At 61.0% G+C, this 15,330-nt stretch carries 12 protein-coding genes; 4 read left to right on the plus strand and 8 right to left on the minus strand.

Features of this window, described 5'->3' with window-relative positions:
• Positions 1 to 346 precede the first annotated feature (346 nt).
• The 5 genes from ampD to ccsA are packed head-to-tail and all read right to left on the minus strand — an operon-like array spanning position 347 to position 5,164.
• Positions 347 to 946 carry a 1,6-anhydro-N-acetylmuramyl-L-alanine amidase AmpD gene (ampD, locus tag GZ092_RS00090; RefSeq protein ID WP_293633404.1) on the minus strand — a complete coding sequence of 200 codons (600 nt, stop codon included), beginning with the start codon at positions 944 to 946 and terminating at the stop codon, positions 347 to 349.
• Positions 933 to 2,399 (minus strand): sigma-54 dependent transcriptional regulator, encoded by a 1,467-nt coding sequence (locus GZ092_RS00095; protein WP_293633406.1) that lies wholly within the window; start codon positions 2,397 to 2,399, stop codon positions 933 to 935. The genes ampD and GZ092_RS00095 overlap by 14 nt, the downstream gene beginning before the upstream one ends.
• Before the next feature lie 6 nt (positions 2,400 to 2,405).
• A complete protein-coding gene (locus tag GZ092_RS00100) occupies positions 2,406 to 4,112 on the minus strand; it encodes an ATP-binding protein (protein WP_293633408.1) in 1,707 nt (568 codons plus the stop codon).
• 12 nt (positions 4,113 to 4,124) lie between these two features.
• Positions 4,125 to 4,367 carry a PP0621 family protein gene (locus GZ092_RS00105; RefSeq protein ID WP_293633410.1) on the minus strand — a complete coding sequence of 81 codons (243 nt, stop codon included), beginning with the start codon at positions 4,365 to 4,367 and terminating at the stop codon, positions 4,125 to 4,127.
• Positions 4,364 to 5,164, minus strand: a complete 801-nt coding sequence (gene ccsA / locus GZ092_RS00110; protein WP_293633412.1) for a cytochrome c biogenesis protein CcsA — start codon at positions 5,162 to 5,164, stop codon at positions 4,364 to 4,366. The genes GZ092_RS00105 and ccsA overlap by 4 nt, the downstream gene beginning before the upstream one ends.
• Positions 5,165 to 5,240: 76 nt before the next feature.
• On the opposite strand from ccsA, the gene ffh reads away from it, so the two are divergent.
• The 4 genes from ffh to GZ092_RS00130 all read left to right on the plus strand — a co-directional run bounded on the left by ffh (position 5,241) and on the right by GZ092_RS00130 (position 10,267).
• Complete coding sequence (ffh, locus tag GZ092_RS00115) at positions 5,241 to 6,599, plus strand: signal recognition particle protein (protein ID WP_293633413.1); 1,359 nt, start codon at positions 5,241 to 5,243, stop codon at positions 6,597 to 6,599.
• 570 nt (positions 6,600 to 7,169) lie between these two features.
• Complete coding sequence (locus tag GZ092_RS00120; protein WP_293633414.1) at positions 7,170 to 8,363, plus strand: hybrid sensor histidine kinase/response regulator; 1,194 nt, start codon at positions 7,170 to 7,172, stop codon at positions 8,361 to 8,363.
• 3 nt (positions 8,364 to 8,366) lie between these two features.
• Positions 8,367 to 8,792, plus strand: a complete 426-nt coding sequence (locus GZ092_RS00125) for a hypothetical protein (RefSeq protein ID WP_293633416.1) — start codon at positions 8,367 to 8,369, stop codon at positions 8,790 to 8,792.
• A complete protein-coding gene (locus tag GZ092_RS00130) occupies positions 8,789 to 10,267 on the plus strand; it encodes an ATPase domain-containing protein (RefSeq protein WP_293633418.1) in 1,479 nt (492 codons plus the stop codon). Before GZ092_RS00125 ends, GZ092_RS00130 begins: the two co-directional genes overlap by 4 nt.
• Before the next feature lie 48 nt (positions 10,268 to 10,315).
• On the opposite strand, the gene GZ092_RS00135 is transcribed toward GZ092_RS00130, so the two are convergent.
• The 3 genes from GZ092_RS00135 to GZ092_RS00145 form a co-directional block, all read right to left on the minus strand.
• Positions 10,316 to 11,470, minus strand: coding sequence for a sensor histidine kinase (locus tag GZ092_RS00135; RefSeq protein WP_293633420.1), 1,155 nt, complete (start codon positions 11,468 to 11,470; stop codon positions 10,316 to 10,318).
• 249 nt (positions 11,471 to 11,719) lie between these two features.
• Positions 11,720 to 13,705 (minus strand): glucans biosynthesis glucosyltransferase MdoH, encoded by a 1,986-nt coding sequence (mdoH, locus tag GZ092_RS00140; protein ID WP_293633422.1) that lies wholly within the window; start codon positions 13,703 to 13,705, stop codon positions 11,720 to 11,722.
• Positions 13,681 to 15,279 (minus strand): glucan biosynthesis protein G, encoded by a 1,599-nt coding sequence (locus GZ092_RS00145; protein WP_293633424.1) that lies wholly within the window; start codon positions 15,277 to 15,279, stop codon positions 13,681 to 13,683. The genes mdoH and GZ092_RS00145 overlap by 25 nt, the downstream gene beginning before the upstream one ends.
• Positions 15,280 to 15,330: the final 51 nt, after the last annotated feature.

Raw genomic sequence — 15,330 nt, forward strand, 5'->3', positions numbered from 1 at the left:
TCTTCAATTCCGTGACCAGACCCAAATGGGCTGAACTATGGTTAGGCACTATACCTAGCGTCTGAAGCCGCTGCAACCACTACCGGTAGTGTATCGTCGCCTGGCGTTGTCGTCACCCAACCTGGGTTTTTTATTATTTTTTGATAATGTCAACGCGCCCCGAATTGGCATGAGAACGTGCTCAGGCCTGATGGAAACAGGCTTTTTGACAACAGGCCAAGCGCTGGTGCGGCTTTCCGCCGGTTTTGGTTTGCAAACGCTGATAAAGCCTCGACAGGCAAGACGTGCAGGATGGATTCACGGGATGCGTAGACGGGCCTGGAGGTCGGTACCAGGGAGAATGTCCTCAAGCGGTTCGGGGGAAATACCGATGGGGCAGAGCCAGTGAATCCTGCAGCAGGCGCCAGTCGAAGCCAGGTCCCGGGTCTAGTTTTCGCCCCGGCGCAATATGCTCGTGTCCAGCAATATGCGCCACGGGATAGGTCTGTATAAGCGCTGCACACAGGCTTGCAAGTGTTTCGTATTGCGGTGCTTCAAAAATGCTTCCTTCCAGGCCTTCGAGTTCAATGCCGATCGAGTCGTCATTGCACTGGTTTCGCCCCCGGTAAGCCGAGTGGCCGGCATGCCAGGCACGGTCGTCGCAGCTGACAAATTGCCAAAGGGCACCTGTGCGGGTGATGAAGAAGTGCGCCGAAACCTCAAGTCCCCGGATGCCCTCAAAATAGGGGTGCGCGTTCCAGTCGAGCTGATTGGTGAACAGGCGTTGCACATTGCCATTGCCGAATTCCCCCGGCGGCAGGCTGATCGAATGAATCACGACCAAATCAATTTTTGCGCCAGCAGGGCGCTGGTTGACGTTCGGCGACGCCATGGCCCGCGCATGCCGGTACCAGCCGTGCTGCCACAAGCCGGTGTCCTGTGGAAGGCCTGATTCAGGCAAGGTCATCGAGGGTTTCGGCCGCATCATCGTGGCCGGGCGTGGTGATACCCAGGCGCGCAATGCGGTAGCGGATCTGGCGCAGGCTCAAACCCAGCCGGATGGCGGCAGCTGTGCGGTTAAAACCGGTTTCCTGCAATACCTTGACCAGGATGCTTCGCTCCTGCTGGTCTAGAAAATTTTGAAGATTTTCCGGAACTGCTACAGGCTGCTCTGGCGGCGTGTCAACCTGCGTCAGACTGTCTTCACCCAGAGCAACGGCCCGATGCAAAATATTTTCCAGTTCGCGGACATTGCCGCTGAGGGGCAGCGAACGCAGATGGGCGAGCACCGCAGGGTTCAGCACGGGCATGTCCAGGCCGGACTCCTGGCAGATCCTGGCCAGCAGTGCATTGCAAAGTGCCGGCAAGTCGTCCAGCCGTTCACGCAGCGGTGGCACCGTGATCTCGATCACATTGAGCCGGTAATACAGGTCCTGGCGAAAGCTGCCCGCCTCGACTCCCGATGCCAGGTCCTTGTGGGTGGCACTGACGATGCGCACATCGACCGTGTCCTCCTGCGGCGAGCCCAGCGGCCGCACGGTGCGCTCCTGGATCGCCCGGAGCAGCTTGGACTGCATGGCCAGCGGCAGGTCGCCAATCTCGTCAAGAAACAGTGTTCCGCCCTTGGCTGCCTGAAAGTAGCCCAGCCGGTCCTGCGACGAGCCGGTGTAGGCACCCTTGCGTGCGCCAAAGAACTCGGCTTCGAGCAGGTTTTCGGGAATCGCACCGCAGTTGACCGCCACAAAGGGGCTGGCGGCGCGGTGGCTGCAGTCATGCACGGCGCGGGCTACCAGTTCCTTGCCGGTGCCGGACTCGCCGCGAATCAGCACCGGCGCCATGCTGCCGGCAACCTTGACAATGCGCGACTTCACGGCTTGCATCACGGGCGTTTCACCCACGAGTTTTTGCAGAATGACCGACGTGTCAGCCGGTTTTCCAGGCGCTGGGGCAGCAGCGCCGGCCGTCGCGCTGCGGATATCGGTCTTGACCAGCGCCTGGATGATGTTTCGGGTTTCCTGCACGGCCGATGCCACCACACTGCGGAACTGCTTGAGGTCCACCGGTTTGGTGAGGTAGTCAAAGGCCCCGGCCTTCAGCGCCTCAACCGCATTTTTAGCCGAACCGTGCGCCGTGATGACCACACAACGTTCTGCGCGCTGCTGTTGGGCCAGTTCGCGCAGCAGTTCAAGCCCCATCCCGTCAGGCAGGCGCATGTCGGTGATCACCGCATCGAACCGGGCCGCTCCAAGATGTTCGCGAGCCTGTTGAAGCGTGCTGGCGGCTTCTATGCGGTAGCCCTGCCGGAGCAGCGTCAGTTCGTACAGGGTGCGCAAGTCGGGCTCATCGTCAATGATCAGGATCCGGGCGGGTAAGGGTAAGGGTAAGGGTAAGGGTAAGTGTGCGGGTGCTTGCGAATTCATGATTTTTCAGACGAGGACGGAATCCATGCTCGGCAGCTCGGTGCGCAGGCACTGTGACGCAGGCTGGAACATGACGAAAAATTCATTGCCCTGGATATTTCCCCGCAGTACCCGCTGATAACCGATCTGGGCGCCGTAGCGCTCGCACAGTTCGCGGCAGATATACAGACCCAGCCCGGTGGAGCGGCTTTCGGACGAGAAAAAAGGCTCGAACAGGTGGGCCTGGACCGTCTCCTCCAGCGTCTGGCCATCGCTCCAGACCGCCAGCCTGGCCTGGCTTGGCGCCACCAGCCGGGTGCTGACTTCAAGTCCCTGGGCTGCGCCACTGGTGTAGCGCAGGGCATTGTCGAGCAGGTTGAGCATCAGGCGCCGCAAATGGTCGTCGTCAAATCCGACTTCCGTGCTCGCGCACCCGGTGCAGATACGCAATTGTCCGGAGGCTGAATTTTGCAGCGCCCAGTCATTCGCAATCCGCCGTGCCGTTTCGTCAAGCCGCAAGCTGGTGGTCTGCGGTGCCGGAATTTCCTGCTGCGCGCGCGATATGTCGAGCACTTCATCAACGATTTTTGCCAGGCGCCGGACATTTTGACCAATCATGCCGGTAAGTTGGCGCTGCCCTGCATCCTGCAGGTCTTCTTCAAGCAGCGCATTGGCCTGTGCAATGGCGGCCAGCGGGTTGCGTATTTCATGCGCCACCGCCGCCGACATGCGCCCCATGGCCGCCAGCTTCTCGATCCGAACGCGCGCCTCCATTTCACGCAGGTCTTCCAGAAACATCACACACAGGCTTTCATGCGGACCGTTCCCTGACTCGGTCAGGCGGGACCGGACCTGCAGGCGTCGGGCGTTCAGGCCTGCGTGGATGAGGCTGATGTTGCTTGTGTGCGCCGACTGTTGGGAAAAAGTGTGTTGCATCAACTCGACCAGTGGCTGCCAGTCTGTTTGCGCAGCCAGCTTGAAAGGCGTGGGGTAAGCAGTTTCCGGCCCGGCCAGCAGGCGCCGCGCCGCAGGGTTGGCGGAGCGGACAAAGCCGTTGCCATCCATCACGAGCACGCCTTCCGCGAGTGTGGCCACCACCAGTTCATTGACCTGTACCTGCATGCGGGCCGCCGACTGGCTTTCCTTGGCCAGTTTTTCCTCCCGTGCGAGCCGCATGGCCAGATGGTTGGCCAGCAGGGCCACGAGAAAAAAACCCGAGCCGCTCAACGCTGCCTGCAAAAGACCCGCGTTGACATCACCGCCGCCTTGCATCGAACTCCATGCGGTGTCGGCCAGCAGCAGCAGGGTCACGCTGGCTGCCGTGCCAAAAGCCAGCACGATGGGGCCGAGCACCGAAGCCAGCAATACCGGCAGCGCAAACAGCGGGGTGTAATTCAACGGGCTCGCCTGAAAAAAGTTGAGCAGCGAGAACGCCATCACATCCACGCCGATCGTCAATACCCAGTGTCCGTCAAACGTGCTGCCCGGCGGCCGGGGATGCGCCCAGAATCGAACCGCCAGTGTTGCACCAAGATAGGCAATACACACCGCCAGCGTCCAGTGGTTCAACGGCGTGCCCAGGGCCTGAAGCGCCTCCTGCAAAATGATCAGCACGGCAGCGATGGCGACGCGGGCATTCATGAACACCATCCAGAGGCGCCCGAAGGAGCCCTGTGCGGTTTCCAGCTCCCAGGCGCCAGCCGCGTTTTTTGCTGTGTTTTTCCAGAACAGCATGGACCGTCTCATCTAGGCCCCGGCCTCACGACGGTGTGCCTCGCTGCAGTAGAAGCCGTCGCGCCCGATCAGGGCTTCAGACTTGGGCAGGTGAACGTGGCAGACATCGCAGGCCACCATTTCGGTGATTTTCTTGCCTTCTGAAGGCTGATTGCGCGGGCGCCCCGGCTTGACTGACTTTTTCGGGCTCGGCCGGTCGCTGCGCCAGAGCCAGAAAACCACCAGTATCAACAAAATGACAAGCAAATACTTCATGCCCGCCTCAAGATGACTTCAAGCACAAAGCGCGAACCGGCATAGCTCAGCAGCAGCAGCCCGGCACCCAGGTAAAGCACGCGAACGGCCTTCAGTCCGCGCCAGCCCAACCGTGCGCGTCCGATCAGCAAGCCGGCGAAGACAGCCCAGGCCAGCAGTGAAAAAATTGTCTTGTGGTCCCATTTCCAGCCCAGACCCGGGCCATACAGGGTTTCTGCAAACAGCCAGCCCACAGCCAAGGTGGCCGACAGCAGCACGAAGCCAGCTTCGACAAATCTGAAAGTGAGCCGTTCCAGGGTGAGCAGGGGAACGCCGGTATCGCTTTGCTCTGCCTGCCGTATGGCGCGCTCGGCCCGCACCATCAGCCAGCCATGCACGACGGCCGCCGCAAACAGGCCGTAGGAGGCGATGCCCAGGGCCCAATGCAGAGGCAGCCAGGGCGAAGCGATCACGTGGTAGCTGGTTCCGGGGAAAACCAGCGACAGGATGACGGCGGCGCTGCCCAGTCCGGCCAGTGCCCAATGGGCATGAAGCTGCGGAAACAGCCTGCGTTCCACCGCATACACTGTCAGCACCAGCCAGACCGTCATCGACAGCGCCGGGGCAAACCCAAAGCGCGGCGGCGTGCCGAGCAGGGCTTCGACCAGCGTCAGCGCATGCAGTCCCCAGGCCGCCAGCAGCAGGGCGCGCAGTGCGCTTTCGCCCAGCCTGGGCGTCGCCAGTGCAAGCACCGCATAGGCTGCCGCCGCACCGGCTGCCGCCCCGAGACCCCATCCACCGCTGAAAGCTAAAATCATGCCCAGAGTTTAGCGCCTGGCCCGGTCCCTTCCGGCCTTTGGCTTCCCCGCAGCGCCCGTTTCAGGACACCATTTCATGGCTACAGCCCTTACCGACAAGTTATCCCGCCTCGTCAAGGAAATGCGCGGCCAGGCCCGCATCACCGAATCCAATGTCCAGGACATGCTGCGCGAAGTGCGCATGGCGCTGCTGGAGGCCGATGTGGCCCTGCCGGTGGTGCGCGACTTCATTGCCCGTGTGAAGGACAAGGCGATGGGTCAGGAGGTGATGGGCTCGCTCTCGCCCGGCCAGGCGCTGGTCGGCATCGTCAGCAAGGAACTCGCCGCCACCATGGGCGAAGGCGTCAGCGACATCAACCTGGCTGCGCAGCCGCCGGCCGTGATCCTGATGGCCGGCCTGCAGGGCGCGGGCAAGACCACCACCACCGCCAAGCTGGCCAAGCACCTGATTGAAAAGCGCAAGAAAAAAGTGCTGACGGTTTCAGGTGACGTTTACCGGCCGGCAGCCATCGAGCAGCTGAAAGTGGTCACCCGGCAGGCCGGCGCCGAATGGTTCCCCAGCACGCCCGACCAGAAGCCGGCCGACATTGCCCGCGCCGCCATTGACTACGCCAAAAAGCATTTCTTTGATGTGCTGCTGGTCGATACCGCCGGCCGCCTGGCGATTGACGAAGCCTTGATGGCTGAAATCAAGGAACTGCACGCCATCCTCAATCCGGTCGAGACGCTGTTCGTGGTCGATGCCATGCAGGGCCAGGATGCGGTCAATACCGCCAAGGCCTTCAAGGAAGCATTGCCGCTGACCGGCATCATCCTCACCAAGACCGACGGCGACTCGCGCGGTGGCGCGGCGTTGTCCGTGCGCCAGATCACCGGCGCGCCGATCAAGTTCGCGGGCACCAGTGAAAAGCTCGACGGCCTGGAAGTGTTCGACGCCGAGCGCCACGCCGGCCGCATCCTGGGCATGGGCGACATCGTCGCGCTGGTCGAGCAGATGGCCTCGGGCGTGAACATGGCCGAGGCACAAAAGCTGGCCGCCAAGATCAAGTCCGGCGACGGCTTTGACCTGAACGACTTTTTAAGCCAGCTCCAGCAGATGAAGAGCATGGGCGGCTTGAGCAGCCTGCTGGACAAGCTGCCCACGCAGATGGCGGCCAAGGCCGGCGCCATCGACATGGACAAGGCTGAAAAGGACATGAAGCGCAAGGAAGCCATCATCCTCAGCATGACGCCGCTGGAGCGCCGCAAGCCCGACCTCATCAAGGCGACACGCAAGCGCCGAATTGCTGGCGGCTCGGGCGTGCATGTTCAGGAAGTCAACCGCCTGCTCAATGAGTTCGAGCAGATGCAGGGCATGATGAAAAAGATGAAGGGCAGCGGCATGATGAAGATGATGAAGCGCATGGGCGGCATGAAGGGCATGCCGAAGTTCTGAAAACGCTGGTTTTCAGATAAAAACAGGCACTAGCGCACTATGCATATGCCCATGTTGCTATTTTTTTTATAGCATTTAACATTTTTTGCAGTGCAGTCTGCAAAAGCCTTTCGCGCGTTCCCGAGCGTTTGGAATGTGCTGAAAATGTAGGCCAATCGCTCAATGATGTGCAGGCTGAACGCCCGCCCCGACAGGCAGGCCGCAGCGGCTCACTAATGATGATTTCAGGGGTTTCCCTCCCCCTGAGAATTGTAAAAAATAATGTCATTTCCGCGCAATTTGAAGCGCAGGCGCGTGAGTTTTGTAGCAATTTACAACTCAATCCCAGAGGCGCATGGCTTGACTTCAAGCAAATCAAGCCCACACTCGACCTCTCAAGGTTTGAGATAAAACTTTCTGTTTGTTGCTGTTGCCGGAGTCTACAAGTAGTTACCTGCTGACTCCCCTGGAAATCAGTTCGAATCCTGCAATCATCAACAGATGGTTTGTACAAGGAAAGGTTATTGATTGCAGTCACACAAAGTTATGCCCTTTCCAAAAAGCCCAGAAGTCCCGCAAGAACTCGCCAGCATGCTGCGTGAAGCCAATGAGCACCTGGTGATCGCTTCCCTGCGGGCGCAGGAGTTGCAGGATCAGGCCGAAGCCACGGTAGAGCGGCAGACAGAGTTTTTGTCGATGCTGGCGCACGAGTTGCGCAACCCGCTGGCGCCGATTGCGATGGCGGCTGAAATGCTCGGAAAAATCTCCACGGCCCATCCACTGCTGCCTGATATTCAGCAGGTCATCACCCGGCAGATCACCCACATGAAGCGGCTGCTCGAGGACTTGCTCGATGCCGCGCGCGTCAGCAGCGGAAAAATCACTCTTAAAAAAGGCTTGCTGCTGCTAAGCAGCATTGTTCAAGGCGCGGCCGAAATCAGCCAGCCGCATTTCGTCAAACTCGGTCAGAAACTGATCATTGACCTGCCGCGTGACCCCATCACGCTTGATGGCGACGGAGTCCGCCTGTCACAGGTGTTTTCCAACCTCCTGATCAACGCCAGCAAGTTTTCGCCGCCCCAGGCTTCGATCACCTTATCGGCGCACCCGTCTGCGGCCGGCATGGTGCTTATTTCCGTGAAGGACCAGGGCATCGGCATTGATCCCAAAGACCAGCCTTTCGTTTTCGACCTGTTCACGCAGGCAAGCAATACGCTGGACCGTTCGCAAGGCGGGCTTGGCATCGGGCTGTCGATGGTGCGCACGCTGGTGCAAATGCATGGCGGCAGCGTGCAGGTACGCAGCGAGGGAGTGGGTTGTGGCAGCGAATTCATCGTTGAGCTTCCGGTGACTGAGCAATCCGTCGCCATCGAAGCTCCCTTGGACATCCATGAATATTCGGCCCGCCCTTGCCGGATACTGGTCATTGAAGACAACATCGACGCCAATGCAACGCTCAATAGCTGCCTGACGCTTGATGGCCATGCTGTCGATTCTGCACACAACGGCCTTGACGGGCTTGCCCTGGCCAAAGACGGTCTTTACGACATCGTGGTCTCCGATATCGGCTTGCCCACCATGAGTGGCTATGAGGTGATCCGCAAAATCCGGGCGCTGCGGCTGGTGCCCGAGCCCTTCTGCATCGCCATCACGGGCTACGACCAGCAGGACTACCTGGCCCACGCCCGGGAAGCCGGTTTTGACCAGTATTTGGTCAAGCCGGTTTCCATGGAGATGCTGGAGGCGCTTATTTCAAAAAATTTCCCTTCAGACACCATCGCCTGACCCATGGAAACGACTGAATCTACGCGCGGCCGGCTGATTGAAGCGGCCCTGACCACCAGCCATCCTCAAACGATGGCGGACGCGACCCTGCGCCTTTGGGAGCAGTTGGCGCCTTCACTGATTTCAATCATCGGCGAGGGCGGTTTCAAGCCGCTTTACAAGCGCAGCCTGCGCCTGGCGGCCAAGGAGCATCCCTGGATGGCCCTGGACCCCACAAAATCTTCTGCCATCCAGCAGCGTTTCACTGACTTGCAGGCCTGCCTTCGGGCGCAGGATGCGACGCATGCCCGGTTGGGCAGCCTGGCGCTGTTCACCATTTTTCTGGATGTGCTGGCGTCACTGATTGGCGAGGAGTTGACAACCTATCTTTTGCAATCGGCCTGGCGCAAAGAGACTTCCGAAACACCCGCTAAGGATTTTCAAAAATGAACAAAAAAGTAACCATACGCCAGCTGCGCACAGGTGTCCCAGGACTGGATGAACTGCTGGGTGGCGGCATACCGGAGTTTTCCTTCAACCTGATTGCCGGCACGCCCGGATCGGGCAAGACCACGCTGGCGCACCAGATCATGTTTTCGCTGGCCAACGCGGACAGGCGCGCGCTGTTTTTTACCGTGCTGGGGGAGCCGCCCCTCAAGATGCTTCGCTACCAGCAACAGTTTTCCTACTTCGACATCGACAAGATCAACACCTCGATCAAGTTCGTGAACCTTTCAGGCGATCTGCTGGACGGCGATTTTGACCGGGTGCTGGCCCGCATCCTTGAAGAGGTGGAAAGCTTTTCACCCAGCCTGGTGTTCGTGGACTCCTTTCGCTCGGTGGTGCAGTCGGCCAAATTGGTCCGGGACGACAGCACCAGGGGCTTGCAGCATTTCATCCAGGCGCTCGGCGTACAGATGACCAGCTGGCAGGCCACAACCTTCCTGATTGGCGAATACCTGTCGCAGGAAGAATCGTCCAGCCCGGTGTTCACCGTGGCGGACGGCATCATCTGGATGCTGCAGGATGTTCACCGCGATGCCATGGTGCGCAAGCTGCAGGTCGTCAAGATGCGCGGCCAGGCGCAGCGCCCCGGACTGCACACGTTTCGCATCAATGACGACGGTGTCGAGGTGTTTCCACGCGCCATTCTCAAATTCGGCGACAGCCTGACCAGTGAAATATCCAGCAATCAGCGCCTGACCATGGGCGTGCCCTCGCTCGACAAGATGATGGGCGGGGGCCTGCCGGTGGGGTATTCGCTGCTGGTGGTGGGGCCGAGCGGCAGCGGAAAAAGCGTGATGTGCACCGAGTTTCTGGCCGAGGGTGTGCGGCTGGGCGAGCCGGGGGTGATTGCCGCGTTTGAAAAAAGCCCCAGCCAGTTGATCAGCAGCCGGCTCCAGGCGCTGGTTGAAAGCGGCAAGGTGTCGGTCATCGACACGCGCGCGCTCGACCTGTCCATTGACGAAACGCTGCATGACCTGGTCACGCTGATCAAAAAAACCAAGGCCAAGCGGGTGGTTATTGATTCGCTGTCGGGCTTCGAGCTGGCGCTGGCGTCCATTTTCAGAGAAAACTTTCGCGAGTCGCTGTACCGGCTGACGGCGGTGTTGACCAACATGGGCGTGACGGTGCTAATGACCGCCGAACTGGAAGACCGCTACACCGACCTGCGCTTTTCGTCGTATAGCAATGCATTTTTGACCGATGCCATCTTGATGCTGCGTTACGTTGAAATTGCCGGAAAGTTCAAACGCGTGATCTCGGTGGTGAAGGTCCGGTCCAGCAACCACAGCAAGGACATTTGTTTCTTTGACATCGACAAAGACGGTATCAAGATCGGCAAGCCGCTGACGAACTACTATGGAATCTTGTCGGGTCAGCCCACCGTGATAGACGGTTCTGACTCCAAAGCGCCGGCCTGAGTTGGCGCCCAGACCCTGTCCGGCATTCAGCAGGCGGAGTCTTTTTCCTTACGCCCTGACCGGTTGCGCAACCGGTGCAAGCGGGAGTTTGACCGTAAATACCGTGCCGGAATGTTCGTTCGACGCCACCGTGAGGGTTCCGCCGTGCGCTGTGGTGATTTCCCGGGCAATGAAAAGTCCCAGTCCCAGGCTGCTGGAAGGCGCGCCTTCCTGCGGCCCGGGTTCCACCGAGAGCTGAACCAGGGGATCGAAAATCGCCTGCAGCGATGGGGCAGGAATCACCGAGCCGTGGTTGCACACCTTTACCGTGATCGAATCGGCCTTGCCCAGGGCCGTGATGGTGACCGCGCGGGTGTCGTCGCGGTACTGCGCTGCATTGTTGAGCAGGTTTGAAAAAAGCTGCTGCAGGCGAGCACTGTCGAAACAGCCCGACAAATCACCCGATACCTCCAGCTCAAAAGGGCAGTCCGGATAGCCGGCCTGGGCGTCGTCCAGCGCCGCCTGGCAGATGCCGGCCATGTTCTCCGGGAGCAGGGTGAGCGGGATTTCGCCCCCCAGCTGCGTGCGCGCGTATTCCAGCAAATCCTTGACCATGGCAGTCATGTTGGCGGCGCTCCGGGCCACGCGGGCGCCCATTTCCCGGGTGCCTTCGTTGCCGATGGCGGGCCGCATCAGGTAGCTTCCTGCCAGCTTCATCGTGAACAGCGGACTGCGCAAGTCGTGTCCCAAAATGGCCAGGAAGGTGTCGCGCGTGCGGTCGGCGTTTTCAGAATATGTCACAACGGATTCGGCCAGCGCCTGGTCCATGGCTTCGTTGAAGCGCATCATGTCGGTCGCGCTTTCGGGCGTGCCCAGTTGCATGTGCGGCATCCACAGCCGCAGCACGGTGGCGCGCAAGGCCCGGTATTCAGCGGTGAGCTGGGTCAGCGTGAAGCCGCTGGCCTGGCGCAGCGTGCCGTGAATGGCTGCCGCGCTCTTTCTGTTGACGTCTTCGTCGGTCTGCCCTTTTGACTTTTCGGCCTGCTGCGCTGCCGTCTGGTGCGTGTCAAGGTCAACGACGATTGCCTGCAGGATTTCCCCGGCATGGTCCCGCAGGATGTGATGCGGCGGGGCAGGCGATGCCGAAAACAGCGTTCGGGCAAAAGCGTCCCACTCGACAAGGATTTTTTGAAGATGGGCGGTGATGAACGTCGAGAGTTTCATGGGTCGTTTCGTTAACCCATCAAAGAAGGGCGGGTTGATTTGCTGCACATTGCCTTGCCAACAAAACGCATTAAAATTTACATTTTATCAATTTATTTGTTTCTGATGGTTTTCAGCACTGCTCAAACCCTCCAAACAGCAGCAAGAGCCTGTTTTCAAAAGAAAACAGGCTCTTGCGCATATCCCCTCTTTATTTATAGCTATAAAAAATATAGCATCCTGCGAAATTTGCCCTTGCGCGCTTGATGCTCAGGCTGCTTTCAGTCGCGGCTTGGCAAGCTGGCTGGCATGCAGCCAGGCGCGGCGCAGCACGGCGGGCGAGCGGGTTTCTTCGGGAATCAGCAGGTAGTTCTGTGCGCGCATCGCAGTGCCCACGCCGACCTTGCTGGTCAGCACCGTCATGGGAATCGACAGCAGCAGCGGCAGGCCGACCGGCAGCAGCCAGACCAGCGCGCTGGCGTCGATCATCGCAATGCCGGCCGCCAGCACCACGACCACGCTGCTCATGGGCGCAAGCTGCGCCAGCGCATGGCGCCATGGCACGGCGGCAGCTTCGCGCGGAGGCGATTTCCATTCCAGCTTCAGGCCGGTCAGCGCGATGACGACGAACAGCGAGTGCGCCAGCATGCGGATGGGCGCCTGCAGCAGTGCGATCAGCGTTTCCAGCAGTGCGCTGCGCAGCAGGCTGGCGGTGCCGCCATAAGCCTGCTGCTGGCCCTTGAACAACACGGCGGCAATGCCCAGGATGCGCGGCAGGAACAGCATGGACAGCGTCCAGGCCCACAGCGACAGCAGTTCGCCGGGCAAAACGTCCCAGTTGCTGACCATCGGCGAGCCCGACAGCCACAGCGCCGTGCCCAGGGTCATGAAGCACAGCCACAACGGCGCCGACAGGTAGGCCATGGCGCCGGTGGCAAACATCGAGCGGTGCACCGGATGCATGCCGGGCTCGGCGATCAGGCGCGAGTTCTGCAGGTTGCCCTGGCACCAGCGGCGGTCGCGCTGCAGCTCGGCCAGCAAGTCAGGCGGCTGTTGTTCGTAGCTGCCGATCAGGTCGGCCACCAGCCAGACGTGGTAGCCGGCGCGGCGCATCAGCGCGGCCTCGACGAAGTCGTGCGACATGATGCTGCCGGCCATGCCGCCCGTTCCCTTGATGCGGTCCAGCGCGCAATGCTGCATGAAGGGCTCGATGCGGATGATGGCGTTGTGGCCCCAGTAGTGGGACTCGCCCATCTGCCAGAACTGCATGCCCAGCGTGAACAGGCGGCCAGTCACGCGCGAGCCGAACTGCTGGGCGCGCGCATGCAGCGTCACATGGCCGATGGCCTGGGTGGCGGTCTGGATGATGCCGGCGGTCGGGTTGGCTTCCATCAGCTTGACCATGGACACCAGGCAGTCGCCGCTCATCACACTGTCAGCGTCCAGCACCACCATGTAGCGGTAGTCCTTGCCCCAGCGGCGGCAAAAGTCGGCCACGTTGCCGGCCTTGCGGTCGGTGCGGCGCTTGCGCAGGCGGTAATAGACCTCGATCTGCGGCTGGTGTGGCTGGCTGGCGAGCTGGCCGCGCAGGTTTTCCCAGGCGGCGCGTTCGGCCTTGATGATCGCCGGGTCGTTGCTGTCGGACAGCACGAACACGTCGAAATTCTGGACATGCGACGTCACCGCGACCGATTCGCAGGTGGCGCGCAGGCCGGCGAACACGGTGCTCACGTCCTCGTTGCAGATCGGCATGATGATGGCGGTGCGCGTGGCGGTGTCCAGCGTATGGTGCTGGACCTGTTTGGCTGACAGGGTATGGGCGTCGCCGAACAGCGTGACGTAAAAACCCATCATCGCCGTCATGAAGCCGGTGACCACCCAGGCCGACAGCAGCGCAAACAGGCCCAGCTGGCCGTATTGCAGGAAGGCGTTGTCATAGACCGGCTGCATGTCGGCAAACAGCGCCGTCGCCACCACCGTGCTGACGAGCGTCAGCAGCATGAACACCGTGCGGCGGCGCTTGGCGGCATGCTGCCACGGCGCCATCGCCTCGGCGGATGCCGGTTGTTCGAGCGTCTTGCGGCCGGTGAGCTTGACCACCGGCAGCAGCGCCGCCGTGCCCAGGCTGTTCCAGAAACCGCGCCAGGGACGCGGCGCCATCGAACCCCGGTGCACCGGCGGCGCGGTGACTGCATTGGGATGACGCTCTTCACGCAGTGGGCTGCGCCGATTCAGTTGGTGATCAGGTTGGTCCATGTTTCGCTCAGGGTTTGTTGGTTGTATTGGAGAAAGGCGCGCAGTTCAATCGGCTGGACCGGCTCGGCGGCGTTGGCTGGCTTGAGGCGCTCGACCCGCACGGTCATGCGCCAGGCGCCGGTGGCCGGGTTGGGGTAGGCCAGGCTTTCGACCACGCGGGCATTGCTGCCCGCCGTCGTGATGGCCTCGACCTTGGCGCCTTCGGGCAGGGCGTCCAGGGCCGGACCGGCAAAATCAACGACAAACTGGATCTGCTGGCCCAGCGCATCGGCGCCGAGCTTGCTGTAGCCGATGCCGCGGCGCGACTGCTTCACCCAGCCGTTGGGCGGCAGCTGCTGGTTCTTGCCCTGCCAGGCGATCTGGTAGGCCAGGTCCAGCGGCTCGCCGGCGACCGGCATTTTTTCAGGCACCCAGTAAGCGGCGACGTTGTCGTGGGTTTCGTCGGGCGTGGCAAATTGCAGCAGCTCGACGCGGCCGGCGCCGAAGTCGCTCAACGGCGTCACCCAGGCGCTGGGGCGCTTTTCATAGCGCGCTTCGGTGTCTTCATAGCTGCGAAAAGCCCGGTCGCGCTGCATCAGGCCAAAGCCCTTGAGTTTTTGCATGCTGAACGAGGTGACCAGCGGCGACGCCGGGTTTTGCAGCGGGCGCCAGAGCCATTCGCCCCCGCCCTTGCCGTCATCGGTGGCGATCATCAGGCCGTCCGAGTCGTGCACTTCAGGGCGGAAGTCGCCGGGGCGCGGCTGGTTTTCGCCAAAGAAAAACATGCTGGTCAGCGGCGCGATGCCCAGGGTGGTGACCGGCTTGTCGGTGGGCCGCATGAAGATGCGGGCGCGCACTTCAGTCACGGTTTGCTCGCCGGGCTTGACATCGAAACGGTAGGCACCCGTCATGCGCTCCGAATCCATCAGCGCATAAATCGTCAGCGGAGCGCCTTCGGCGGCGGGTTTTTCCAGCCAGTAGTCGGTGAAGCGCGGAAATTCTTCGGGGCCGGGACCGGCCGTGTCCACCGCCAGGCCGCGTGCCGACAGCCCGTAAAGCTGGCCGGAACCCAGCGCCCGGAAGTAGCTGGCGCCCGAGAAAACAATCAGTTCGTCTTTATAGGTCGGCGAATTGAGGTTGCTGAAAAAGCGCACGCCGCCATAGCCCAGGTCGCCCCAGCTTTTCGGCGACAGCTTGTTCTTGCCAAAGTTGAATCGGGCCGGATCATAGGGAATGCGCTTGGGGCCTGCGGCGGTGATTTCATGGACACGCACCGAGTCGCCATGACGGCCAACATGAAAAAAGTTGGCTTCATACGCCAGCTTGTCTGCGCGCCACAGCGTGCTTTCCGGCTTGAAGCGGATGTCGCGGTAGTCGTCGTATTCCATCTTGGCCAGCTCGGCTGGCACGGCAAGCGAGGCGGGTTTGAACGGTGTTTTGGCACGCTGGCTGGCGAGTTTGGCGACATCTTCCAGATTCCACGCCAGTGCCGGGCTGCTGCCCAGGGCCAGTACGGCGGCGCAGGCCACGGCTGAAAAAGAAACCCGCCAGCTTGGCGCGCCGGAAGGTTTGAAACGATGAAAAAAGGCTTGCATGGAATCACTAGGGCAAACCCTGTGCCAGCTTCAAAAAACCTTTTTAAATCA

The organism is Polaromonas sp. (assembly GCF_010365105.1).
Lineage (GTDB): Bacteria > Pseudomonadota > Gammaproteobacteria > Burkholderiales > Burkholderiaceae_C > Polaromonas.

What these genes read in the sequence shown, in the direction of transcription:
- ampD (WP_293633404.1), bottom strand. Translation starts at nt 946, where the DNA reads ATGACCTTGCCTGAATCAGGCCTTCCACAGGACACCGGCTTGTGGCAG.
- GZ092_RS00095 (WP_293633406.1), bottom strand. Translation starts at nt 2,399, where the DNA reads ATGAATTCGCAAGCACCCGCACACTTACCCTTACCCTTACCCTTACCC.
- GZ092_RS00100 (WP_293633408.1), bottom strand. Translation starts at nt 4,112, where the DNA reads ATGCTGTTCTGGAAAAACACAGCAAAAAACGCGGCTGGCGCCTGGGAG.
- GZ092_RS00105 (WP_293633410.1), bottom strand. Translation starts at nt 4,367, where the DNA reads ATGAAGTATTTGCTTGTCATTTTGTTGATACTGGTGGTTTTCTGGCTC.
- ccsA (WP_293633412.1), bottom strand. Translation starts at nt 5,164, where the DNA reads ATGATTTTAGCTTTCAGCGGTGGATGGGGTCTCGGGGCGGCAGCCGGT.
- ffh (WP_293633413.1), top strand. Translation starts at nt 5,241, where the DNA reads ATGGCTACAGCCCTTACCGACAAGTTATCCCGCCTCGTCAAGGAAATG.
- GZ092_RS00120 (WP_293633414.1), top strand. Translation starts at nt 7,170, where the DNA reads ATGCTGCGTGAAGCCAATGAGCACCTGGTGATCGCTTCCCTGCGGGCG.
- GZ092_RS00125 (WP_293633416.1), top strand. Translation starts at nt 8,367, where the DNA reads ATGGAAACGACTGAATCTACGCGCGGCCGGCTGATTGAAGCGGCCCTG.
- GZ092_RS00130 (WP_293633418.1), top strand. Translation starts at nt 8,789, where the DNA reads ATGAACAAAAAAGTAACCATACGCCAGCTGCGCACAGGTGTCCCAGGA.
- GZ092_RS00135 (WP_293633420.1), bottom strand. Translation starts at nt 11,470, where the DNA reads ATGAAACTCTCGACGTTCATCACCGCCCATCTTCAAAAAATCCTTGTC.
- mdoH (WP_293633422.1), bottom strand. Translation starts at nt 13,705, where the DNA reads ATGGACCAACCTGATCACCAACTGAATCGGCGCAGCCCACTGCGTGAA.
- GZ092_RS00145 (WP_293633424.1), bottom strand. Translation starts at nt 15,279, where the DNA reads ATGCAAGCCTTTTTTCATCGTTTCAAACCTTCCGGCGCGCCAAGCTGG.